Consider the following 22,740-nt stretch of genomic DNA (forward strand, 5'->3'; position numbering starts at 1 on the left):
GTTACACCGCCCGGATTCGGGGATTGATGAGGACGTAGAGCAGATCGACGACGATGTTGATGACGACGAACGCGAGGGCGACGGCCAGGGTCACGCCCTGGACGAGGTTCGGCTCGTTGTTGGTGACGCCGTTGAGGATGAGGGTTCCCATGCCGGGGATGGCGAAGATGACCTCGATCACCACGGCCCCGCCCAGCAGGTAGCCGATGCGCAGCCCCAGCACCGTCACGGGCGTGATGAGGGCGTTGCGCAACACGTTGCGGGCGACCACGATGACGCGCGGGATGCCGGCGCCGAGGGCGGTGCGGACGTAGTCGCGATCGAGCTCCTCGACCATCGAGGTGCGCACGACGCGCGAGAGCTGGCCGATCACCGGGATCGCGAGGGCCACGGCCGGCAGCGTCATGCGCGCGATCCATCCGCCCGGGTCGTCGAGGATGTCGGGGAGGGGTCCGGATGCAGGCAGCAGCCGCAACTGCAGCGTGAACAGCTGGATCATCAGGATCGCGAGCCAGAACGACGGAGTCGACAGGGCCGAGACGCTGAGCACGCGGATGAGTTGGTCGGGCCAGCGGTCGCGGTAGACGGCGGCGAGCACTCCGAGCACGAACGCGAGGACGACAGCGATGGCCAGACCGAAGAAGGTTAGCGACAGCGTCACCGGGAAGGCTCGGGCCACCTCGTCGCCGACCGGCAGCGACCGGGCGGAGTAAGTGCCCAGATCGCCGCGCAGCAGACCGAGCAGGAATGCGACGTAGCGGACGAACAGCGGGTCGTTCAGGCCGTTCGCGTTCCGGTAGGCCTCGAGGGCCTCGGGGGAGGCGGTCTCGCCCAGCGCGTTGCGCGCGGGATCGACCGGGGAGAACGACATCACGAAGAACACCAGGAACGTGATGCCGAGGATCATCAGCGGCAGCTGCAGCAGCCGGCGGCCGACGAGGCGGAGCGTGTGCGACACGGACCGCTCCTTCCTGAGCGGGTGGGGTGGGGGCGCGCGGGCGGCGCGCCCCCACCGGGGATCACTGGGCGGCGACGCCCACGTCGAGGAACGACAGGCCGGTCGTGGGGACCGGCTGGAAGCCGACGAGCTGCTGACCGTTCCAGGCGGTCGGGAGCTTGCGGTGGAACAGCGGATAGAGCACGGCCTGGTCGGCGATGAGGTCGTAGGCCTTGTTCCAGGTCTGCTGCTGCTCGTCGCCGGTCTGCTGAACGGCCTGGTCGAGCAGGGAGCGCAGCTCGGCGTACGCGGGCTGGTCGGCGAAGTGCGTGCGCTTCTGCGTCCACACGTTCGCGCCGTACCACCAGTTCATCAACAGATCGGGGTCGTTGCCGAAGACCGAGGGGTCACCGGGGGCGATCATCGCGGTGTACTCCCCCGCGTCGACCTTCGCGTACTGCGCCGAGGACTGACCGATGTCGAGCGTGACGTTGACACCCACGGCATCCAGGGACTCCTTGATGAGGGGGGCGACCTCCTTGACCCAGCCGGTGTCGGTCGACAGCAGCGTGATCGAGAGGTTCTGCGCGCCGGCCTCGGCCAGAAGCTCCTTCGCCTTGTCGGGGTCGTAGGAGTAGACGGTCGAGGCCTCGTTGTAGTTCTTGTAGCCCTCGGGCAGGAACGACGTCGCCGCCATGGCGTTTCCGAGCATGCCGGTCGAGATGATCTTGTCCATGTCGAGGGCGTAGTGGAACGCCTGACGCACGCGCACGTCGTCAAACGGCGCCGCCTGCGTGTTAAACATCATGAACAGCAGGCCGAACGACTGCACGCTCTCGACGTTCGCGGTCGAGGCCAGTCCATCGGCGTCGATGTAGGGGACGTCCTCCATCGCCTGAATGGTGCCCGACGACATCGCGGTGACGCGAGCGGCCGAGTCGGACAGCAGGTTCCAGTTCATGCCGGCGGCCTTCGCGGGGCGCGGGCCGTTATATCCGTCGTAGCGGGCGAAGACGAGCTTGTCTTCGGGCACCGCCGACACGAGCGAATAGGGGCCCGATCCGACGGGGGTCTTGCCGAACGCCTCGGCGCCTTCGCTCTCGACGAGGGCCTTCGGCACGATCTTGACGATGCCGAGACGCTCGTTGAGCAGCGAGAACGGGTACTTCGTCGTGATCTCGACGGTGTCGGTGTCGATGGCGGTGACGGAGTCGATGAAGTCCACGTACGAGGTGAACAGCGACCCGTTGGCCGGGTCGAGGACGCGCTGGTAACTGTAGACGACATCGTCGGCGGTGACGGGCTCGCCGTTGTGGAACGTCGCCCCCTCGCGCAGGTCGATGTCGTACGTCGTGTCGTTCTTCTGGACCGGCAGATCGGCCGCCAGAGCGGCGTAGGGCTGCTTGGTGGCGGGGTCGAGATCGACGAGTCCCTCGAAGATGTGCCAGTTGGCGGCTACGGTGACGGCGCCCGAGGCGACCATCGGGTCGAAGCTGCCGTTGAGCGAGTACGAGATCCCCGCTTCGATCGTGGCGTTCGGGTCGATCGGGGCGTCGGTCGCGCTGTTCGAGGCGGTGGTGCCGCCCGCGCCGCAACCGGCGAGCGCGACGCTGGCGACGAGGGCACCGGCGACGAGCGCGGTGACCCGGCGCGTGCGTCGGCGCAGGGGGTTTCGGAACATGGTCACTCCTGTGTGGATGGTTCGGGCGTCGTGAGGACATCTGACGTCTGACGCACTATACTCACGAATGTCGGCGAAATACAAAGCCGAAACGTGAACCGCTCCAAGCGGTGAGAAGCAGGGGATGGAGCATCGAATGGTCATGGCAGACCGGAATTCGTCGCGCATGCGCAGATCCACGACGGCGGATCAGATCAAGCAGCTGATCCTCACCCGTGACCTCAAGCCCGGCGATCTGCTGCCCACCGAGGCCGAACTGTGCGAGACCCTGGGCGTCTCGCGCTCATCGGTGCGAGAGGCCATGAGAACGCTCGCGACCCTCGACATCGTCGAGGTGCGCTACGGCCACGGCACCTTCGTCGGCGGCATGTCCCTCGACCCGATGGTCGAAGCCCTCGTCTTCCGCGGCGTCCTCTCACCGGACGGGTCGATGGAGGCGTTGCGCGAGGTCGTCGAGGTCCGCGTCGCGCTCGACCTCGCACTGGCCGATCTGGTGGTGGCCCGCGCCAGCGCGGGCGGCGCCGATGCGGACGCTCTTCGCTCCCTCGTCGCGGAGATGGTCCGACGCGCCGACCGGGGCGAGAGCTTTCTCGAGGCCGACCGCGCCTTCCACACCACGCTGTTCGCCGCCACGGGGAATCGCCTGGCCGAACAGTTGGTCGGCGCATTCTGGGACGTGCACACCGCCGTCATCCCGTTGCTCGAGATCCCGATGCCCGACGACATCCGTCAGACCGCCGTCGCGCACGGTGAGATGCTCGATGCCGCACTCGCCGGTGACGTCGAGGCGTACCGGAAGGCCGTGATCTCGCACTACGAGCCGCTGCAGCGCTCCCTCGCCGCCGAGGCGACACGCGGCTGAGCGGGGTCGCTCACGTCCGCAGGTGCGACGCCCCGTTCAGGTCGAGGATCGCCCCCGACGCCCACTGGGCGTTCGGTGCACTGAGGTACACCACGGCATCCGCCACCTCCGCCGGGGTGGCGACTCGCCCGAACGGACTCTGATCCCGGATGCCGTCCCCCTCCGCCCCGCCGAGCTTGTCCTGCTGCCGGTCGGTGCCGACGAACCCGGGGGCGACGCTCGTGACCGAGATGCCGTGGGGGCCCAGCGCCACGGCGAGCGACTGCCCCATCGCGTGCAGCCCCGCCTTCGCCGCCCCGTAGGCCGGGAACTCAGGTTCACCGCGGAACGCTCCGCGCGAGCCGACGTTGACGATCGCCCCGCCGTGCCCGCGCTCGATCATCGCGCGCGCGACGAGGAACGACATGTTCGCCGGCGCCCGGAGGTCCACGTCGAGCATCCGCTGCCAGATGCGGTCCCAGTCTCCGAAGGGCACGGTGTCGATCGGATGCGAGGTGTCCGGCGCCGGGGCGATCGCGGCGTTGTTGACGAGCACGTCGATGCGTCCGAAGGCGGCGAGCGTCTCCTCGACCACGTCGCGCGCAGTGTCCCGGTCGGACAGGTCGCCGCCGATCACGACGTGCCCCTCGCCCGCGAGGGCCGCGAGGGTCTCCGCCGCGGCGTCGCGATCGCGCCCGTAATGCACGGCGACCCGGTCGCCCCGCTCGCTGAGGGCGATGGCGATCGCCCGGCCGATTCCGCGCGAGGCGCCGGTGACGAGGGAATGCTGCATCACCTCATCTTCGTCGAGCCCGGGGGAAACGGCATCCGGGATCGAGCGTCCGGGCGACGACCGCGAAACGGCGGTGCCGCCCGGACTGTCCGGGGCTCGCACGTCGGGGCGATGAACCGGTCGCGTCCGACGTGGACCGCTCACGTTACGACTGCCCCGCGGCGTGGTGGCGCGGCTTGACGAGCTCCCCCCGGAGATGCGGGGGGTCAGGCGCGGGTGAAGCCCTCGAGGTCGGGATCCCAGAACGCGTCGGGGTTGTCGGTGTCCACCGTCTGCTCGTGCGCGATCGCGGGAGCCTGCGGGAAGCGCTTGTGCCGGCGGAGCTCCTCCGCGGCCGGCGCGAAGTCGGGTTCGTCGCCGCTCCAGTCGTCGGCGGGGGCGCTGAGCACGTCGTTGCCGACGCCGATGACGAGCTCGGCCTCCTCGATCTCCCCGTCGGAGGTGACGATCGGGATGCTGACCGCCTCGGCCTGTCCGTCCGCCGCGATCGACGCGGTGAGCTGCACGAGCGCCTCCGCGACGTCGTCGGTCGTGGTCACGGTCTCACCGGCGTACGTCACACATCGCATCCGCCCATCGTGGCGGGGGCGGGGACCGGGGACAGGCCGCTTGCCAATGCGTCGCCGCATCCGATAGGGCCCACGCGCTAGTGTCCGACGTGGGAGGACGACCATGGCGGAACCACCGGAACTGACCGTCGCCGACGCAGTGCACTGGCGAGACTGGCTCGACGCGAACGAGGACGACAGCGACGGGGTCTGGCTGGTGCTCGCCAAGAAGGGCACGACCGAGCCGACGACACTGACGTACGCGCAGGCCCTCGACGAGGCGCTGTGCAGCGGCTGGATCGACGGCCGAAAGCAGTCCCGGGATGCCGTGACCTTCCGCCAGCACTTCACGCCGCGCCGTGCCCGGTCCCTGTGGTCCACGCGAAACGTCGACCTCGTCGCCCGGCTCGTCGAGGAGGGCCGGATGCGCCCGCGCGGGGCCGCCGAGATCGCCCGCGCGCAGGCGGACGGTCGCTGGGAACGGGCCTACGCCGGGTCGGCCACGATCGAGGTGCCCGCCGACCTGCGGGCGGCGCTCGACGACGAGCCCGCCGCGGCGCGCGCGTTCGAGGCCCTGGGCAAGACGGAGCGGTATTCGGTGCTGCATCCGATCGTGACGGCGTCCACCCATACGTTGCGCGCCGCGCGCATCTCTCGCCACGTCGCTCGTCTCGCCGCCTCCGCGCAGCCGCCCACGCCGTAAGTCGGGGGCCCGATCGGATGGTCGCGCACCCGACCCGGCCCGACCGGATGCTCGCACCACCGACCCAGCGGTTCCGGGGCGGGTGAGAATGGGCTCATGCGTGCGCGACGGATCCTCGGCCTCGTGGTCGCGGCATCCCTCCTCCTCGGCGTGACCGGCTGCGCGACCGACGCGGCGCCCGCGACGACCGGCGACGGCCGGGTCGTCGCCTTCTACGGCGACTCGTACACGCGGGGCACGGGTGCGAGCTCCTCGGAGAAGCGCTGGTCGACCATCGTCTCGGCCGCGCGCGGGTGGCAGGAGATCAACCGCAGCGAGAACGGCCTGGGCTTCGTCAATCGACGCGACCGCATGGGGCCCGGGCTCGACGACATCCCCGCGCAGATCATCGCCGACGACCCCGACATCGTCTTCGTCACGATGGGCCTGAACGACAACTTCAGCTACGACAGCGCCGCCGACCGCATCCATCGGACCATCGACAGCGATTTGCAGCGCCTGCGCGACGGACTCCCCGGCGCGCGCATCGTGGTCGTCGAACCGTTCTGGTACACCGCCGACCGCCCTGCGTCGGTCGACGTCATCGCCGGATGGGTCGCCGACGCGGCGGCCCGGATCGACGCCGACCACATCGTCGGCGCCAGCCGGTGGCTGGACGGCCACTACGCCGACGCGGCCGACAGCTGGATGGCGGGCGATGGACTCCACCCGAACGACACCGGCTACGCCCACATGGCCGAAGAGATGGATGCCGCGCTCCGCGCGCTCGATCCCCCGCTCTAGCGGCCGCGACGAGAAGCCGACGGTCGCGGCAGCGGCATCCGGATCCGGGTGAGCGCCCACACCCCGGTGGCCGCGAGCACGAGCAGAGCGAGGATGCCCGCGACGTGCAGCACGAGCGAGGCGAGCCCGCGCTCGGGAAGCAGGAAACCGTACGGAACCCAGCCGTCGGTCACCCCGCGCACGAGAACGACGGTGATCCACACGAGCGGGTAGGGCAGCACCCATCCGAGCCACCGCCACGCGAGCCGCGGGCGATCACGGGCCGTGGCGACGTCGACGACGACGAGCACGGGGAAGACCACGTGCAGGATGCCACTCACCCAGGGTGGCGCCGATCCGGTGCCAGGGACGAGCCCGTTGTAGACCACGGCCACGACGATCAGGCACGCAGCGCCGACGCCCCAGCCGATGGCGAGCCACGTCGGCACGGCCCGGCGCGCGGCGCCGGTCGCACCGACGGCGATCAGGACGAGTGCGGTGAGGGTGCTCGTCTGGTTCGTGAAGTAGCCGAAGAAGTCGAACGGGTTGCCGTCGCCCACGGCGATACGGAGCGAGAAGGCGTGGAGCACGACGGCGAGCACGAGAACACCGGCGACGATGCGCGCGATCGCTCGCGCGCGGGGGTCGGCCGCAACGGGGACGGGGCTCGAGGTCATGCGGTGACGCTATCGCGCCTCCGGCGCTCGGCCGGTCGCGGTGTCGGTCGGCGCGGAGGCCGGGGCCGGCGCCGCCCGACCCGCGCGGCCGATGGGGTCACGCCGGATAGTCCGAGATCTCCAGCACGTGGGCGAGATGCGCAGCGTTGGCGGCGACAGTGGCATTGGTGGCCGCGACCGGTGCGGGCGTCTCGTCGAGGTCGATGTAATCCCCACCCTGCATCGCCTCGCCGTTCCAGTACGTGGCGCCTTGCGCGGGGACGGTGAAGCCGACGTCGTTGAGCGCCTGGAACAGGTCGGCGGCGATCTTGTGCGCGCCGTCCTCGTTACCCACGACGGCGACGACGGCGACCTTGCCGAAGAGGATCGGGCGGCCGTCGTCGTCGGTCTCGCCGAGTTCGGCGTCGAGCCGCTCGAGAACGCGTTGCGCGACCGACGACATGTGGCCCACCCAGGTCGGAGTACCGAAGACGAGGATGTCGGCCGCGAGGATCTTCGCCCGCAGCTGCGGCCAGGCGTCGCCCTCACCCATGTCCTTCTCGACGCCGGGACGGACATCGTGATCGACCACGCGCACCACCTCGGTCGCGATGTCGTGGTGCGCGAGCTGCGCCGCGACCTCCCGGAGGAGCTTGTCGGTGCTCGAGGGTGCGTCCCCCGGCTTGAGCGTGCAGTTGAGTGCGAGTGCGGTCGTCATGGAGTGCCCTTCTGTTCGGAGAGGGCACCGTAGGCGCCCATCACAGCGGCAGACGACGGGGTTGACGGCTCGGTCGCCGTGCGATGCCCGACGTCCGCGGGCTCTCCTGAAGGGCGGTCAGCTCTCCGTCGAGGTGCGGGCGCGGAACCACACGGTCAGCTCCCGCACCGCCCGGATGCTCGCGTCATCGTCGTCCGACTCGAGATCGTCGAAGGTGTCACGGAACCCTTCGGGAAGAGGAGTCGAGGGGATGCCGATCGGCTCGAAACCCATCGTCCACTCCTCGAACCGGCGCTCGTCGAGCCGCTCCTCCAGGAGGATCCGCACGTCGGTGTGACGCTCGTCGGCACCGATCTTCGCCATGAGCTCGTCAACGGCATCCTTCGGCCCCTCGAGCACCTGGAAGAAGCGTCCCCGGCGGTACAGCAGCATCCCCGTGAGGTCGTGCTCGTGGTTGGACCGCCGGCTCTGTGCGAGCAGGTCGCTCAGGCTCGCGTCGTCGAACGGCTGCGTCGCCGTGCTGACGTAGGCGACCGAGACCAGCGGCGCGTTCACGAGACCTTCCCGCCGTCGACGGTGCGCGGGGCGGGAACGCGGACCTCGGTGAGGGTGATCTCGGCCTCCTGGGGCGGCTGTCCGTTGGTGACGGCGGCCATCGCCGCGGTCAGGGCCTCGAAACGCCCCACCATTCGGGACCGGCCGTCGTAGGCCAGGAATGCACCGCCGGGCTGGCGGTCGATGTAGCCGAGGAAGACCCCGTTCTGGCTGCCCACGTGGAAGCCCTCTTCGACGCGCGCCCACACGACTCCGGCGCCGGGGCGATCGGGAGACATCATGCTCGCCTCTCCTTCTGCCCGAGATGGAAACGGGCACGAGCGACCGTACCCGCGCCCTCCGACATCGAGCCGGCCTTGACAGATCGCGCAGTTCGGCGCACGCCGGGTCAGCGGATCGCTCAGTGCCCGCGTCAGCCGATGGCTGCGCGGATCTGCGCGGCGTCGTCCGTTCCGCTGGCCTCCACGATGCGCCCACCGACGATCCGATACATCGCGAACGACGCGATGCTCACGCGCGCCCGCGTCGCTGTCGAGTGCGCGAATCGTCCCGTATGGGTTCCGCCGCCGCGCAGATGCACCGCGAGTCGGTCGTCCTCGACGAGGACCTGGATGCGTTTCCATTGCCAGTCGGGGAATCCGTGCAGCAGGTCGGCGTAATCGTCCAGCCACGCGTCGGCGCCGGCCGGGAGATGTGCCCGTCGGACCGCCGGGTCGAGGAAGCCCCCCAGATCGTCGAGGTCGTGCCGATTGAGGGCATCGAGGAAGTCGCCGAACCACTCCCGCATCTCCCAGGGTTCCATCGGTCAATTATCCGGGGCGTGGGTGCGCTCGGGCCGACGCGGGGGTCCCGGCGCTCTCCGGCCACTGAAGGCCCGGGGACGTTGGATCGCATCAATGCCGGACCGTTGACGCTCAGGCCGTTGACGCTCAGACCGGTCATGGCCGTCGTGACCATTCCTCCCCAGGCGCCATACCGCTCGATCTATCCACAGAAAGTCCCGATCAGGGTGTCAATGTCGGAGGTTCGAGCTAGCATGCCTGCATGAGCTTTCCGACACCTCCACCCCTACCACCCGGCGGGGCCGACCCGCTCGCGGTCGTGCTCGGCGAGGTCCTCGATGCGGATGCCGTCCTCTCGACCGCCGAGGCCCGCAAGACCCGGGCGCTGGCCCGGGCGGGTCGTCTCGCGCTCGATGTCATGGCGGGGCAGCGGGCGTCGTCCCGGGCGGCGGAGATGGCGCTGCGCGAGGTGGCGTCGGAGATCGCGGCCGCGGGGTGCGTGTCGGATCGGTCGGTGCAGGCGCAGATCGGCAAGGCACTGACGCTCGTCGATCACTTCCCGGCGACGGTCGACGCGTGGGAGGCGGGAGCGCTGTCCCGGGCCCACGTGCAAGCGATCGTGGATGCCGGCACCCCGGTGCCCGTCGATAAGCGTGCGGAGTTCGACGTCCTCGCCGTCGCCACCGCCGAAGGACTGAGCCCCGGGCGCCTGCGGGCGCGGTTGACGACTTTAGCGGAACGTCTGCAACCAACGACGATCACCGAGCGGCATCAGCGGGGCCGGGAAGAACGGTGCGTCCGGGTGGTGCGGGGCGAGAACGGGATGTCCGATCTGATCGCCACCCTCCCGACGGTCCTCGCGGTGGGGATCTACGACCGGTTGACGCAGCAGTCGCGGGCGCTGATCGATGCGCGTGACAAGCTCGGTTCGGCGGTCTCGGCGGGTGCCAGAGGCACATCGTCGTACGATTCAGGCCAGCCGGTCGGCAGCGGCGCCGCGTTCGGGATCGACCGCTGCGGCGACGGTTCCGACGAACGGCCGGAACGGGAAACGGCCGGCGCCCTCGACGTGCAGGAGCGCAACGCGACCGCCGCCGGGACCGCGACCGTCGCCGCCACCCCAGGTGCAGGCGCAGCCCTGGCCGCCGCCGATGTTCGCAGCACCGACCAGGTCCGAGCCGACATCCTCGCCGACCTGCTCCTCACCGCGGCGCCCGGCGCAGACCCCACCCGTACCGACGACGGACCCGGCGCCCTCGGCGCCATCCGCGCCCGGGTGCAGGTCGTCGTCCCCGCTCTGTCGGTCCTCGACCCGGCGCGGGAGAACATCGACCCCGCGGAACTCGTCGGGCACGGACCCATCGATATCGACACCGCCCGACAGCTGGCCGAGGCGACGAAAGTGCCCTGGGATCGGGTCATCACTAACCCCGTCACCGGCGCCGTGCTGTGCACCGACTCGTATCAGCGGACGGCAGCGATCGACCGGTACCTCCGCGCCCGCGACCGGCACTGCCGGTGGCCCGGCTGCACCGCCCCCGCCGTGCGGTGTGAGGTGGACCACAATTTGGACTACGCCCTCGGCGGCAAGACGCACGTGTGCAATCTCTGCCACTTCTGCCAAAGACACCACACCCAGAAGCAGTTCACCCGGTGGCAGGTGAGGCAACTGCCCGGCGGGGTGATCGAGTTCACCTCACCTACGGGACGGATCTACACCGACCACCCTCTGCCCTATGCGCCGGCCGTGCGATTCATCACCGACGAACCACCGACGCCACCTCACCCTCGGGATCGAGAACCCGCGCCCTTCTAGGCGGGGCTCCCATCGCGACGCGTCCGTTCCGGGCGTCGAGGGTCCCGTTCCCCCGGACGATCGGTGTGCCACGGACGGCAGCCCCATGCCGTCCACGAGCCACCCCACCGCCCCGCGCGCGTGGGAGCGAGACCTCCACGCACCCTCAGACCCCATCACCGCTCCTCGCCCCCGCATCCCCAGGAACATCCCCGTCCGGTACCACACACCCTTTCTGCGCGCCTCCCCCTCGGCGTGCCCGGGAGGTCCGTGAAACCGTGGCGGGCATGGCATCCCCCCTCGCCGTCCTCCGTGACGACTCGCTCTCCCTCCTCCTCCGCGGATACGGATTCGCGGGCCACGTCTGGCGCCGAGCCGATCGCGGCGCCCGCGCCGTACCGTTCCGGCTGCTCGGTCGCGAAGCGTTGCTCGTTCGCGGCGAAGAGGGCGTGCGTCTGTTCTACGACGAGACGCGCACGCGTCGACACGGCGCGATGCCAAGCTTCATCCAGGAGTCGCTCTTCGGTCACGGCTCGGTGCACAGCCTCGACGGCGCCGACCACCGCCACCGCAAAGCGACCTTCGTCGACGTGCTGTACGACGACGCCGAGGTGCAGCGGCTGCTGCCCGACCTCGACCGGCAGTGGCGCGAAGAACTCGACGCGTGGGTCGCGGGTGGCGACCGCACGGCCTACGACGCTGCCGTCGGAGCGCTGGGCCGTGCGATCATGCGGTGGGCCGGCATCCCGGGCACCCCCGCCGCGCAGACCCGCTGGGCGAGACGCCAGGCGCAGATCGTCGACGGGTTCGGCGTCCCCTACTCGCCCGAGTACCTGTTCGCGCTCCTGAACCGCCACTGGTCGGATCGGCACGCCGCCGAACTGATCCACGCCGTGCGCGCCGGAACCCTGAATCCCGCCGCGGGAACCGCGCTCCAGGCGTGGGCGAACCACCGCGATCGCGACGGTCAGCTCCTCAGTGCCCGCCAGGCCGGCGTCGAACTGCAGAACAGCTTCCGCCCGATGATCGCCGTCGCCCGTTTCGTCGCGTTCGCCGCGAAGGAGCTGCACGACCGGCCCGACTGGCGCGAGCGCATCGCCGTTGAGACGGCCGAGCGTGGCACGCTCGTCGGCGGAGACCTCGCGACGATGTTCGCGCAGGAGATCCGTCGCGCTGCCCCGTTCGTGCCGATGCTGCCGGCGTGGGCTCACACCGACATCGAGCTCGACGGAAAGCGCGTCGCGGCAGGCGGCCGCGTCCTGCTCGACATCCTCGGCACCGACACCGACGCCCACGAGTGGGAGCACCCGTCGCGCTTCGACCCCGAACGCTTCCGCGACGTCGACGACTACGAAACGCTGACCGCGTTCGTGCCCCACGGCGGCGCCGACGTCGCGACCGGACACCGCTGCCCCGGCGAGAAACTCGCCATCGCGGGATTGGCGACGGCCATCGCCGCCCTCAGCGATCCGCGCATCCGCATCAGCGGCCGCGGCCTCGAGGTGAACCGCAGACGGATGCCGACCAAGCCCCGCTCCGGCGGACGCATCCGCCCCGCGGACGCACCGTCGGGCTGCCCGTTCCACCGTTCCTCCGCGCGAGCCTGACACACGCGGCGGTGACGAGCCCGGGGCTCGGAACGCCTCACCGCTCCAGAACGACCGCGAGCCCCTGACCCACCCCGATGCAGATCGCGGCCACCGCCACCCCGCCCCCGCGACGCTTCAGCTCGTGTGCGGCGCGGGCGATGATGCGCCCGCCCGACGCCCCGAGCGGGTGACCGATCGCGATCGCCCCGCCGTTCTCGTTGAGCTTCGCCGGGTCGAGCTCTGTCCACAGCTTCGCGCACGCGAGAGTCTGCGAAGCGAACGCCTCATTCAGCTCGACGAAGGTCACGTCGTCCCACGTCCGCCCGGCACGCGCCAGCGCACGGTTGGCGGCCTCGACCGGCGCGACACCGAACACGTCGGGGTCGTTGCCGAACGCCGCCCGCCCGGCGATGCGCGCGAGGGGCTCGGCATCCAGAATCCCCTCCGCCCCCAGCAGCACCGCCGACGCCCCGTCGTTGATCGGTGAGGAGTTCCCCGCGGTGACGGTCCCACCGGCGCGGAACGCCGGACGCAGCCCCGCCAGCACCTCGGCGGTCGAGTCGTCACGGATGCCCTCGTCGCGCGCGAGCTCGTGCCCCTCGACCTGCACGATCTCGTCAGCGAAGCGCCCCTCGGCCCAGGCGGCCGCCGCGAGACGGTGGCTGCGCGCTGCGAAGGCGTCCTGGTCCGCACGGGAGATGTCGTAGATCTCGGCGAGCTTCTCGGCGCTCTCGCCGTTCGAGATCGTCCAGTCCTTCCGCAGCCGAGGGTTGGTCATGCGCCACCCGATCGAGGTGTTCCACATCGTCTGGTTCGCCGCGGGGAACGGCCGCGGGCTCTTCTCCACCACGAACGGAGCGCGCGTCATCGACTCGACACCGCCGGCCAGGATCACCTCGGCGTCGCCGGCCTCGATCGCGCGCGAGCCCTGGATCACGGCATCCAGAGACGAGCCGCACAGGCGGTTGATCGTCGTCCCGGGCACCGACGACGGAAAGCCCGCCAGCAGCGCACCGAACCGTGCGACGTTGCGGTTGTCCTCGCCGGCCTGGTTCGCGTCACCGAAGATCACGTCTTCGATCCGGGCCGGGTCGATCCCGGTGCGTTCGACGATGGATGCCATGACCGTGGCGGCGAGATCGTCGGGGCGCACATCGGCGAAGGCTTTGCCGTGCCGCGCGAAGGGGGTGCGGACGGCGTCGTAGACGAAGGATGCGGGCATGTCAGACCTCCAGGTCCAGGTCGAGCAGGGCCGAGATCTCGGCGTGCGTGTTGTCCCCGAACAGCTCACGTACACGGAAGCCGTCGGGCGTCACGTCGAAGACGCCGTGGTCGGTGTAGACCCGCGAGACGCAGCCGACGCCGGTCAACGGATACGTGCACGCCGCCACGAGCTTCGGCTCCCCACCCTTGGTCAGCAGGTCGGTCATCACGTAGACGTCCTTGGCGCCGATCGCGAGGTCCATCGCCCCGCCCACCGCCGGGATCGCGCCGGGCTCCCCGGTCGACCAGTTGGCGAGGTCGCCCCCGGCCGACACCTGGAACGCCCCCAGGACGCACACGTCGAGGTGGCCGCCGCGCATCATCGCGAACGAGTCCGCGTGATGGAAGTACGCCGCCCCGGCGAGCGCGGTGACGGGCTGCTTCCCGGCATTGATGAGGTCGGGATCGACCCGGCCGCGCTCGGGCGCCGGCCCCATGCCGAGCATCCCGTTCTCGGTGTGCAGCACGATCTCGAGACCCTCGGGCAGATAGTCGGCGACCAGCGTAGGCGCCCCGATGCCGAGGTTGACCACGGCCCCTTCGGGGATGTCGGATGCCACACGGGCGGCGAGATCGCGCCGCGAGATGCGAGTGGTCACTTCTCCTCCTCGGATGCCAGAGCCCGGCCCTCGATGTCGACACCGCCGACGAACGCGCCGTCGCGCAGCCACCGCCGCTCCCCCACCGCGACCACTCGGTCGACGTAGATCCCCGGCGTCACGACGGCCTCGGGGTCCAGGGAACCGAGTTCGACGATCTCGTCGACCTGCACGACCGTCGTCGCCGCCGCGGCCGCCATGATCGGTCCGAAGTTCCGCGCCGTCTCGCGATAGACGAGGTTGCCCCACCGGTCTGCGGCACGTGCGCTGATCAACGCCACGTCGGCACGGATCGGATACTCGAGCACGTAGTCGCGCCCGTCGATGCGCCGCGTCTCCTTGCCCTCGGCAAGCTGCGTCCCGAACCCCGTCGGCGTGAAGAACCCGCCGATCCCCGCCCCGGCCGCACGGATGCGCTCGGCGAGGTTGCCCTGCGGAACCAGCTCGAGCTCCACCTTGCCGTCGCGATAGAGCCCGTCGAACACCCACGAGTCGCTCTGCCGTGGGAACGAGCAGATCATCTTGCGCACCCGCCCCGCCGCGAGCAGCGCGGCCAGACCCGTGTCGCCGTTACCGGCGTTGTTGTTGACGACGGTGAGGCCCGAAGCGCCGTGCGCGATGAGCGCATCGATCAGCTCAACCGGCTGCCCTGCGCGACCGAAGCCGCCGATCATCACCGTGGATCCGTCCTGGATGCCGGCGACCGCCGCCGCGACGTCGGCCACGACCTTGTCGATCACGCGTCCCCCTCCGACCCGAACACCTCGGCGGCGATGCGGAAGGCCGTGTTGGCCGCGGGCACGCCGGAGTAGACGGCCGACTGCAGGATGACCTCGCGGATCTCGTCGATCGTGAGCCCGTTGCGCAGCGCCGCCCGCAGGTGCATCGCGAGCTCTTCCTGGTGGCCGTGCGCGATGAGCGAGCTCAGCACCGCGATCGACCGCGACCGACGGTCGAGTCCGGGCCGCGACCACACATCGCCCCACGCGACCCGGGTGATGAAGTCCTGCCAGTCGGCGGTCAGGTCGGTCGCGGCAGCGGTCGCACGGTCCACGTGCGCGTCCGACAGCACGGCACGGCGCACGGCCATGCCCTGGTCGTAGCGCTCCTGGTCGGTGGCCATCAGGCGTCTCCTCGGGTGATGGAAGCGAAGAACGACCGCAGCAGCGACGCCACGGCCTCGGGGTGTTCCGCGGGCGGCAGGTGCCCCGCGTCGTCGATCCGCGCGATCCGGCCGTCGCGCACGCCCTCGGCGATCTCGACGGCCTTGGCTTCGGGGGCGACCGCGTCGAACGCACCCCAGGCGGCGAGCACGGGCACGTCGATCGCGCCGAGGTCGGCACGCACGTCGTACGCGGCGAGCGCCTCGCAGCAGCGGGCGTAGCTGTCGTCGTCGGCATCCTGCAGCGCGTGCAGCAACCGACCGCTGAGGTCGGGGCGGCGGGCCATCGACTCGGGTGCGAACCAGCGCTGAGCCGAGGCGACGATGAGGCTCGACGTGCTCTGGCTCCGCGCCTGCGCGGCTCGTTCTGCCCACGCGTCGGGATCGCCGAGCTGGGCCCCGGATGCCACGATCGCGGCGGCCCGCACCCGACTGCCGTGACGCAGCGCCAGCTCCAGCCCGGTGGCTCCGCCCAGCGAGACCCCGGCGTAGAAGAACGTGTCGTCGCCGACGGCCGCCGCCACGGCATCCGCGAGATCGGCGACCGTGAACGGCTCGCGCGCGACGGGGCCGGCGCCGTGTCCGGGGAGGTCCCATGCCACGACCCGGTACTCGTCGGCGAGGACCGGCACGACGTCGTCCCAGAGGATCGTGGACGTGCCGAGGGAGGGGCCGAGCACGACGAGCGGTGCCTCGTCCGGTCCGATCGGCGCGGTCAGCGCGACGAGGCTCATGCGTCCGCCTCCGCCCCCGAGTCGCCGCGAGCCAGTCGCGGCGCCAGACCCACGTACGCGCGCGGGTCGAGCAGAGCATCGACGTCGAGATCCGCGGCCTCGGGCAGCGCGCGCAGCCGCACGGCCAGGTCGTCGTCCCCGGCGAGCAGCTCGGTGAAGCGCTCGGCCCCGATGAGCGGCACGAGCACGCCCCGCAGACGCTCGCTCACCAGACGCCCGCCGGTCGCTCCGGCGTTGCGCGCGGCGGCATCCACGTCGATCCGCAGGTGCGAGGCGAGCGAGGCCGCGTGCCGCGTGGCCCCGAGGGCCAGCCGCAGCAGCTCGCGCAGCGTCGGCCACTCGGCATGCCACGCGCCGTCGGGTCGTTCGTCGACGGCGAGGGATGCCGCGAGGTGCAGCGTCGCGGCGAGTCCGGGCGCGCGCAGGGCGGCGGAGCGGATCAGCACCGCCTCGACCGGGTTCTGCTTCTGCGGCATGGCCGAGGAGCCGCCGCCCGCGCCCTCCGCGACCTCGCCGATCTCGGTGCGGCTGAGCGTCGCGACGTCGGCGGCGAACTTGCCGAGGGCGTCGAGCGCCTGCACGAGCGCGTCGCCGAGCTCGGTGACGGGCCACCGTGTCACGTGCCATGGGCCGTCGGGAGCATCGAGACCGAGGACTCGGGCGTAGGTGGCGGGGAGAGCCGCCGCCGTCTCCGGCGATCCGGTGATCTCGACGAACGAGGCGAGGGTCCCCGCGGCTCCGCCGAGCTGTGCCGGGTACGACAGGGCGTCCAGACACGTCGAGGCGCGCTCGATCCCCCGGGCCCAGGTCGCCGCCCGCGCGCCGACGGTCGTGGGCACGGCGTGCTGCGTCAGCGTACGGGCGGGTGCCACCGCGTCGGCGTGGGCGACGGCGAGCTCCCGCGCGCGCTGACCGGCGATGCGCAGCGACGAGCGCACCTGGTCCATGGCGCGCTGCGCGACCATCATCAGCGCGGTGTCGAGGATGTCCTGACTCGTCGCGCCGCGGTGGATCCATGAGCGATGCTCGGCCGGCACCTTCTCCTTCAGCATCCCCACGAGCGGGATCACGGGATTGCCGCCGCGCACGGCCTCGACGATCAGGCGATCGGTGTCGAGACCGGCCGCCGGCGAGCCGTACTTCTCCTGGATGCCGAAGGTCCAATCGATGACGTTCTGCGCCTCGCGAGGCGCGACCCCCAGCTCGACGTAGGCCGCCACCAGGGCGCACTCCGCCCGCACCAGCGCGCCCAGCACGAACCCGTCCGACACGAGCAGGTCGTGTCCGGCCGTCACCGGGGAGAGCAGGCCGGTGTCGATCACGGCGGGAGGATCAGAACGCAAGGAACACCGTCTCTTTCTCGCCCTGCAGCCGGATGTCGTGGCGCAGGTGCCCCTCGGGCGTGCGGATCGCGACGAGGGTAGCGCGCTCGTCCTCGTCGAGCGCCGACAGCAACGGATCGGCGGCGAGCGCCGCGGCGTCGTCCGGGACGTAGATCCGGGTGTGCAGCTTGTCGGGCAGGCCACGCGCGAACACGATCGCGGCGAAGAATCCGGGTCGACCCTGGATGCCGCCGGGTGTCCGCGTCCAGAACTCGTACTGCCCCTCGTCGTCGGTGAAGGCGCGACCGAAGCCGGTGAACGTGTGATTGTCGCGGCGGAACGCGCCCCGCGCGCGCGGCACCGAGCCATCGGCATCCGCTCCGAAGATCTCGATCAGCGCGTCGGGGATGGGCGCTCCCGCGCCGTCCGACACGGTGCCCAAGAGCAGGATCGCGCCCGGCGAGTGCGGGAAGACGACCTCGTGCTGTTTCGCATACTCCAGGCCGTAGGCGAAGAAGGGGCCGACCGTCTGGCCGGGGGTCGCGCGGTGCGTCTTGGCGGGGATCACTCGTCGCCCTCCTGCTCGCCCTTCGACAGGCTCAGGGACCACGTCACGGGCCGATGTCGTCGTCATGTCACTCGCCCTCCGGCTCGAAGTAGGTCGCGTCGGGGCCGTCCACGACGATGTCGAAGCGATACCCCGTCGCCCATTCGGGCGAGGTGAGGTCGTGGTCGTAGACGCCGACGAGGGCGTCGCGGTCCTTCTGCCGGTGGATGCTGTTGTAGATCGGGTCGAGCGCGAACAGCGGGTCGCCCGGGAAGTACATCTGGGTCACCAGGCGCTGCGTGAACGACGAGCCGAACACCGAGAAGTGGATGTGCGCCGGACGCCACGCGTTGCGATGGTTCTTCCACGGGTACGGGCCGGGCTTGATCGTCGTGAAGCGGTAGTAGCCGTCGTCGTCGGTCACCGCACGACCGGCCCCGGTGAAGTTGGGGTCGAGCGGTGCCGGATGCTGGTCGCGCTGGTGGATGTAGCGCCCCGCGGAGTTCGCCTGCCAGATCTCGATGAGCTGGTTCGCCAGCGGGCGCCCCCAGGAGTCGAGCAGGCGGCCCTGCACGCTCATCCGCTCGCCCAACGGTTCGCCCGCGTGCTGCAGGGTGAGGTCGGACTCGATCGCGGCGACGTCGCGCTGCCCGAATGCCGGCGAGAACAGCTCGATGGTCTCGGGGTCGACGAGCTTCGGGTTCTTCGTCGGATGCCGCAGCACGCTCGACCGGTACGCGGGGAAGTCGTGCGCGGTCGCGGGGACGTCTTCTCCGGCCGCATCGCGCGCATCGAGCTGCGCGTGCAGGGCGCGGATCTCGCGGACGATGTCGTCCTGCGTCGCCTGATCGGGTGCGGCCAGCAGCGATTCGGGCGCGGCGGCGGGGGTGTTCGTCATCGGGTCTCCTTCGACCCCTCCATGCTCCGACACCGCGCTCCGACGGGGCCGACCGTTCCCGCTCAATGGGAGTCGTGGCATCCTGGGTCCGTGGCGAACTCCCCCTCCGGCGACTCGGTGACCGACCGCCTCGTGCGCATCCTCGAGACCTTCACGCCCACCCGCACGGCTCAGACGACAGCGGACATCGGCCGACGCGCGGGCCTGCCGAGCTCGTCGGCGCACCGGATCGTGAACGAGCTGGTGGATGCCGGCCTCCTCGAGCGCGACGAGGAACGCCGGGTGCGCGTGGGAATGCGCCTGTGGGAACTCGCGACCCGCTCCTCGCACGCGCTGCGGCTGCGGCAGGCCGCGCTGCCTTACATGGAACGCGTGCAGCAGCGCGTGCGAGAGCACACGCAACTGGCGATCCTCGAGCACGACGAGGCGCTGTTCCTCGAGCGCCTCAGCGCCCCCGACTCCGGCGCCAACATCACCCGCGTCGCGGGGCGTCTCCCCGTCCATGCCTCGTCGTCGGGACTCGTTCTGCTGGCCTTCGCGTCGCGCGACCTACAGGAACGCGTCCTCTCCGGCCCCCTCCGGGCCGTGACGCCCGAGACCATCGTCGATCCGGCGGCTCTGCGGCGCACGCTCGCCGAGATCCGCACGCTCGGCCGTGTCGTCGCACCCGGCTACGTCGACGAGGTGTCGACCGGCGTCGCCGTTCCCGTCCGCGACGAGACCGGCGCGGTGATCGCGGCGCTGTCGGTGGTGCTGCCCCGCGACGCCGAGACCCAGTTCGCCCTCGTCGAGCTGCACCGCTCCGCCCGCGACACCGAGCGCGCCCTGGGCTATCGCCGCTGACCCCCGCGTGAGTCGCCAACTTTTGTCGCTTGCGGGGGCCCCCAAGCGACAAGAACTGGCGACTCACGCGGGGCAGGGTGGTTCCTGATCAATGGGAAAGACGGGGCGGCGAGGGCGGCGAGAGGGCGACGATCGACCGGAGCCACGTCGAAGGAGACGCCCATGACCACCACCGTCCGCACCCGCGTCGCCATCGTCGGCGCGGGCCCCGCAGGCCTTCTGCTGTCGCACCTGCTCGCGCAGTCCGGTATCGAGTCGATCGTCATCGACCGACGCACGCGCGACGAGATCGAGAGCACCATCCGCGCCGGCATCCTCGAGCAGGGCACGGTCGAGCTCCTCGACACGATCGGCCCCGCCTCGCGCGCCCGCACCGTCGGCCACCGCCACGACGGCATCGAGCTGCGCTTCGAGGGCGAGGGCCACCGCATCGACTTCGCCGAGACGGTCGGACGCGCCGTCTGGCTGTACCCGCAGCACGAGGTGCTGAAGGATCTCATCGCCGCGCGCCTCGCGGCTGGGCAGGACCTGCGCTTCGGGGTCACCGCCGAACGGGTCGAAGACGGCGACCGCCCCCGGGTCATCGCCCGCGATGCCGAGGGCCGACCGTTCACGATCGAGGCCGAGTTCGTCGTCGGCTCCGACGGCTCGCGCAGCGTCGCCCGCGCCGCCGTCACCGGGTCGAGCCAGGGCGGATACTTCCGCGAGTACCCCTTCGCGTGGTTCGGCATCCTGTGCGAGGCCCCGCCCAGCAGCGAGGAGCTCATCTACAGCAACTCCCCCGACGGCTTCGCGCTCGTCAGCCAGCGTTCCGCGACGGTGCAGCGCATGTACTTCCAGTGCGACCCCGACACCGACACCGCCGCCTTCAGCGAGGCGCAGCTCTGGGACGAACTGCAGAAGCGCGTGCCGGGCACCGAGCTGAAGCAGGGGCCGATCTTCCAGCGCGACGTCCTCCGCTTCCGCAGCTTCGTCGCGCATGAGCTGCGCCGCGGCCGGATCGCGCTCGTCGGTGACGCCGCTCACACCGTGCCGCCCACCGGCGCGAAGGGGATGAACCTCGCGATCGCCGACGTGCGCCTGCTCGCCGCCGCCCTCGACGCCCTGCTGCTGCGCGGCGACGAGCGCCCGCTCGGCGCCTATCCCGAGACGGCGAGCCGGCGCATCTGGAAGGCCCAGCACTTCTCGTGGTGGATGACGAACCTGCTCCACGTCGCCCCGGATGCCACGGACTTCGACCGCCGCCGCCAGCTCGGCGAGCTGCGCACCGTCGTCGAGTCCGCGCACGGACGCGCGTACCTCGCCGAGGCGTACTGCGGCTGGGCGTGGGACGCCTGACCCGGCGGGCGCACCTCCCCGCCTCACCGTGAGTGTCCAGAACACCCGGACGGAATCGAAAACCGTCCGGGCGTCTTGGACACTCAACGCCGGCCTGCGAGGCGGGGAAGGTCAGTCCTTCTTGTCGCGCGGCTTCGGGAAGGGGCTCGGCACCACCGGGACGGCACCCGTGTAGCCCTCGCGCTCGGCGGCGAGCTCGGCGATGCGCTTGCGGCACGCGAACCACCCGATCGTGATGGCGATGCTCGCCAGCACGGCCACGAGCAGCGTCGCGGGCGAGTCGATGAACACGAGCACGAGCACCACCGCCAGGAACACCAGCGTCAGGTACCCGGTGTAGGGCGCCCAGAACAGACGGAACGCCGGTCGGACGAGCTCGCCCCGATCGGCCAGCCGCTTGAACTTCATCTGGCACAGGATGATGGTCGCCCAGGTGACGAGGATGCCGACGGCGGCGACGTTCAGCACGGTCTCGAACGCGTCGGTCGGGGCCACGAAGTTGATGACGACGCCCAGCAGCGCCACCACGGCGGTGATGGCGATGCCGCCGTAGGGGACACCGGCCTTGTTCATACGCGCGGCGAACTTCGGCGCCGAGCCCGCGACCGCCATCGAGCGCAGGATGCGTCCCGTGGAGTACAGGCCGGCGTTCAGCGACGACAGGGCGGCGGTGAGCACGACGAGGTTCATGATCACGTCGACGCCGGGGACGCCGATCGAGGCGAAGAACGTGACGAAGGGGCTCTCGTCCGCCGAATACGCCGTGAACGGCAGCAGGAGCGACAGCAGCAGCACCGAGCCGACGTAGAAGACGGCGACGCGGAAGATGACCGAGTTGATCGCCCGCGGCATCACCTTCTCGGGGTTCTTCGTCTCACCCGCAGCCGTGCCGACGAGCTCGATCGACGCGTACGCGAACACGACGCCCTGCATGAGGATGATCGCGGGCAGGATGCCGTTGGGGAAGAAACCTCCGTTGTCGGCGATGAGGGAGAACCCGGTGGGCGCCCCCGTGGGCGTGCCGAAGATGACGAAGTAGATGCCCACGAGCAGGAACGCCACGAGAGCGGCGACCTTGATGAGCGCGAACCAGAACTCCAGCTCACCGAACACCTTCACCGACACGAGGTTCACGGCCAGCACCGTCACCAGCGCCGCGAGCGCCCACACCCACTGCGGCACGGCCGCGATCCACGGCACGTACTTACCGAAGAAGTTCATGTAGAGCGCGGCCGCGGTGATGTCGACCATCGTGGTCGTGGCCCAGTTGATCCAGTAGAACCAGCCCGAGACGAACGCCGCCTTCTCGCCGAAGAACTCGCGCGCGTACGACACGAACGACCCCGACGTCGGACGGTGCAGCACCAGCTCCCCGAGCGCGCGCAGGATGAAGAACGCGAACAGACCGCACACCGCGTACGACAGCACGATGGCCGGACCCGCCTGCGCGAGGCGCCCGCCGGCACCGAGGAAGAGGCCGGTACCGATGGCACCGCCGATGGCGATCATCTGCACCTGACGCGACGTCAGCCGCTTGTGGTAACCGCTGTCCTCGAGCTGGACGGTCGAGGTGTGGATCGGCTCGGCAGCGTCGCCCGGGCCCTTGATGTTCTCGCTCACCTCCCTATTCAGTCGATTCGCGCAGGCGCTGTCCAGTGAACGCGCCGAATTCAT

25 protein-coding genes are annotated in these 22,740 nt (G+C 70.6%); 7 read left to right on the forward strand and 18 right to left on the reverse strand.

Annotation, left to right across the window (positions count from 1 at the left end):
• Position 1: 1 nt before the first annotated feature.
• Together Q9R20_RS05160 and Q9R20_RS05165 are read right to left on the reverse strand one after the other, a co-directional pair.
• Positions 2-958 (reverse strand): ABC transporter permease, encoded by a 957-nt coding sequence (locus tag Q9R20_RS05160; protein WP_311248296.1) that lies wholly within the window; start codon positions 956-958, stop codon positions 2-4.
• Between the two features lie 61 nt (positions 959-1,019).
• Positions 1,020-2,618 carry an ABC transporter substrate-binding protein gene (locus tag Q9R20_RS05165; protein WP_311248297.1) on the reverse strand — a complete coding sequence of 533 codons (1,599 nt, stop codon included), beginning with the start codon at positions 2,616-2,618 and terminating at the stop codon, positions 1,020-1,022.
• Positions 2,619-2,784: 166 nt separating this feature from the next.
• On the opposite strand from Q9R20_RS05165, the gene Q9R20_RS05170 reads away from it, so the two are divergent.
• Positions 2,785-3,480: an FCD domain-containing protein gene (locus Q9R20_RS05170; protein ID WP_311248298.1), complete on the forward strand. Its 696-nt coding sequence runs from the start codon at positions 2,785-2,787 to the stop codon at positions 3,478-3,480.
• A 10-nt stretch (positions 3,481-3,490) separates the two neighbouring features.
• On the opposite strand, the gene Q9R20_RS05175 is transcribed toward Q9R20_RS05170, so the two are convergent.
• The gene (locus Q9R20_RS05175) at positions 3,491-4,252 is read right to left on the reverse strand and encodes an SDR family oxidoreductase (RefSeq protein WP_311248299.1); all 762 of its coding nucleotides are present in this window, start codon (positions 4,250-4,252) and stop codon (positions 3,491-3,493) included.
• A gap of 206 nt (positions 4,253-4,458) precedes the next feature.
• On the reverse strand, positions 4,459-4,821 hold the full coding sequence (locus Q9R20_RS05180; protein WP_295840256.1) for a hypothetical protein: 363 nt from the start codon (positions 4,819-4,821) through the stop codon (positions 4,459-4,461).
• Positions 4,822-4,924: 103 nt separating this feature from the next.
• On the opposite strand from Q9R20_RS05180, the gene Q9R20_RS05185 reads away from it, so the two are divergent.
• Both Q9R20_RS05185 and Q9R20_RS05190 read left to right on the forward strand, forming a co-directional pair.
• Positions 4,925-5,503, forward strand: a complete 579-nt coding sequence (locus Q9R20_RS05185) for a YdeI/OmpD-associated family protein (RefSeq protein ID WP_311248300.1) — start codon at positions 4,925-4,927, stop codon at positions 5,501-5,503.
• 96 nt (positions 5,504-5,599) lie between these two features.
• A complete protein-coding gene (locus tag Q9R20_RS05190; RefSeq protein WP_311248301.1) occupies positions 5,600-6,286 on the forward strand; it encodes an SGNH/GDSL hydrolase family protein in 687 nt (228 codons plus the stop codon).
• Here Q9R20_RS05190 and Q9R20_RS05195 read toward each other — a convergent pair.
• The 5 genes from Q9R20_RS05195 to Q9R20_RS05215 form a co-directional block, all read right to left on the reverse strand.
• A complete protein-coding gene (locus Q9R20_RS05195) occupies positions 6,283-6,942 on the reverse strand; it encodes a Pr6Pr family membrane protein (RefSeq protein WP_311248302.1) in 660 nt (219 codons plus the stop codon). The genes Q9R20_RS05190 and Q9R20_RS05195 overlap by 4 nt on opposite strands.
• 97 nt (positions 6,943-7,039) lie before the next feature.
• Entirely contained in the window at positions 7,040-7,639 is a 600-nt protein-coding gene (locus tag Q9R20_RS05200; RefSeq protein ID WP_311248303.1) for an NAD(P)H-dependent oxidoreductase, read from the reverse strand.
• Positions 7,640-7,756: 117 nt separating this feature from the next.
• Positions 7,757-8,194 carry a BLUF domain-containing protein gene (locus Q9R20_RS05205; RefSeq protein WP_311248304.1) on the reverse strand — a complete coding sequence of 146 codons (438 nt, stop codon included), beginning with the start codon at positions 8,192-8,194 and terminating at the stop codon, positions 7,757-7,759.
• The gene (locus Q9R20_RS05210) at positions 8,191-8,475 is read right to left on the reverse strand and encodes a hypothetical protein (protein WP_311248305.1); all 285 of its coding nucleotides are present in this window, start codon (positions 8,473-8,475) and stop codon (positions 8,191-8,193) included. The genes Q9R20_RS05205 and Q9R20_RS05210 overlap by 4 nt, the downstream gene beginning before the upstream one ends.
• A 131-nt stretch (positions 8,476-8,606) precedes the next feature.
• On the reverse strand, positions 8,607-8,996 hold the full coding sequence (locus Q9R20_RS05215) for an ester cyclase (protein ID WP_311248306.1): 390 nt from the start codon (positions 8,994-8,996) through the stop codon (positions 8,607-8,609).
• 242 nt (positions 8,997-9,238) lie between these two features.
• Between Q9R20_RS05215 and Q9R20_RS05220 the strand changes: the two genes are divergently transcribed.
• Positions 9,239-10,792, forward strand: coding sequence for a DUF222 domain-containing protein (locus Q9R20_RS05220; RefSeq protein WP_311248307.1), 1,554 nt, complete (start codon positions 9,239-9,241; stop codon positions 10,790-10,792).
• 266 nt (positions 10,793-11,058) lie between these two features.
• Complete coding sequence (locus tag Q9R20_RS05225; RefSeq protein WP_311248308.1) at positions 11,059-12,378, forward strand: cytochrome P450; 1,320 nt, start codon at positions 11,059-11,061, stop codon at positions 12,376-12,378.
• A 37-nt stretch (positions 12,379-12,415) separates the two neighbouring features.
• Here the strand turns inward: Q9R20_RS05225 and Q9R20_RS05230 are convergent, their stop codons facing one another.
• From Q9R20_RS05230 to pcaH, 8 genes are all read right to left on the reverse strand, one after another.
• On the reverse strand, positions 12,416-13,582 hold the full coding sequence (locus tag Q9R20_RS05230) for a thiolase family protein (protein ID WP_311248309.1): 1,167 nt from the start codon (positions 13,580-13,582) through the stop codon (positions 12,416-12,418).
• A 1-nt stretch (position 13,583) separates the two neighbouring features.
• Positions 13,584-14,222: a 3-oxoacid CoA-transferase subunit B gene (locus Q9R20_RS05235; protein ID WP_311248310.1), complete on the reverse strand. Its 639-nt coding sequence runs from the start codon at positions 14,220-14,222 to the stop codon at positions 13,584-13,586.
• The gene (locus Q9R20_RS05240) at positions 14,219-14,962 is read right to left on the reverse strand and encodes a 3-oxoacid CoA-transferase subunit A (protein ID WP_311248311.1); all 744 of its coding nucleotides are present in this window, start codon (positions 14,960-14,962) and stop codon (positions 14,219-14,221) included. The genes Q9R20_RS05235 and Q9R20_RS05240 overlap by 4 nt, the downstream gene beginning before the upstream one ends.
• Positions 14,959-15,345, reverse strand: a complete 387-nt coding sequence (gene pcaC, locus Q9R20_RS05245; protein ID WP_311248312.1) for a 4-carboxymuconolactone decarboxylase — start codon at positions 15,343-15,345, stop codon at positions 14,959-14,961. Before pcaC ends, Q9R20_RS05240 begins: the two co-directional genes overlap by 4 nt.
• Positions 15,345-16,118: an alpha/beta fold hydrolase gene (locus Q9R20_RS05250; protein ID WP_311248313.1), complete on the reverse strand. Its 774-nt coding sequence runs from the start codon at positions 16,116-16,118 to the stop codon at positions 15,345-15,347. The genes pcaC and Q9R20_RS05250 overlap by 1 nt, the downstream gene beginning before the upstream one ends.
• Entirely contained in the window at positions 16,115-17,440 is a 1,326-nt protein-coding gene (locus Q9R20_RS05255) for a lyase family protein (RefSeq protein WP_311248314.1), read from the reverse strand. The genes Q9R20_RS05250 and Q9R20_RS05255 overlap by 4 nt, the downstream gene beginning before the upstream one ends.
• A gap of 10 nt (positions 17,441-17,450) precedes the next feature.
• The gene (gene pcaG, locus Q9R20_RS05260; RefSeq protein ID WP_311248315.1) at positions 17,451-18,008 is read right to left on the reverse strand and encodes a protocatechuate 3,4-dioxygenase subunit alpha; all 558 of its coding nucleotides are present in this window, start codon (positions 18,006-18,008) and stop codon (positions 17,451-17,453) included.
• A 67-nt stretch (positions 18,009-18,075) separates the two neighbouring features.
• Entirely contained in the window at positions 18,076-18,885 is an 810-nt protein-coding gene (gene pcaH / locus Q9R20_RS05265) for a protocatechuate 3,4-dioxygenase subunit beta (protein WP_311248316.1), read from the reverse strand.
• A gap of 90 nt (positions 18,886-18,975) precedes the next feature.
• Between pcaH and Q9R20_RS05270 the strand changes: the two genes are divergently transcribed.
• Positions 18,976-19,728: an IclR family transcriptional regulator gene (locus Q9R20_RS05270; RefSeq protein WP_311248317.1), complete on the forward strand. Its 753-nt coding sequence runs from the start codon at positions 18,976-18,978 to the stop codon at positions 19,726-19,728.
• Positions 19,729-19,890: 162 nt separating this feature from the next.
• Positions 19,891-21,066, forward strand: coding sequence for a 4-hydroxybenzoate 3-monooxygenase (locus Q9R20_RS05275; protein WP_311248318.1), 1,176 nt, complete (start codon positions 19,891-19,893; stop codon positions 21,064-21,066).
• Positions 21,067-21,177: 111 nt separating this feature from the next.
• Here Q9R20_RS05275 and Q9R20_RS05280 read toward each other — a convergent pair whose 3' ends face one another.
• Entirely contained in the window at positions 21,178-22,740 is a 1,563-nt protein-coding gene (locus Q9R20_RS05280) for an amino acid permease (protein WP_396653659.1), read from the reverse strand.

The organism is Microbacterium sp. PRF11 (assembly GCF_031844085.1).
In the GTDB taxonomy this organism is placed as follows: domain Bacteria; phylum Actinomycetota; class Actinomycetes; order Actinomycetales; family Microbacteriaceae; genus Microbacterium.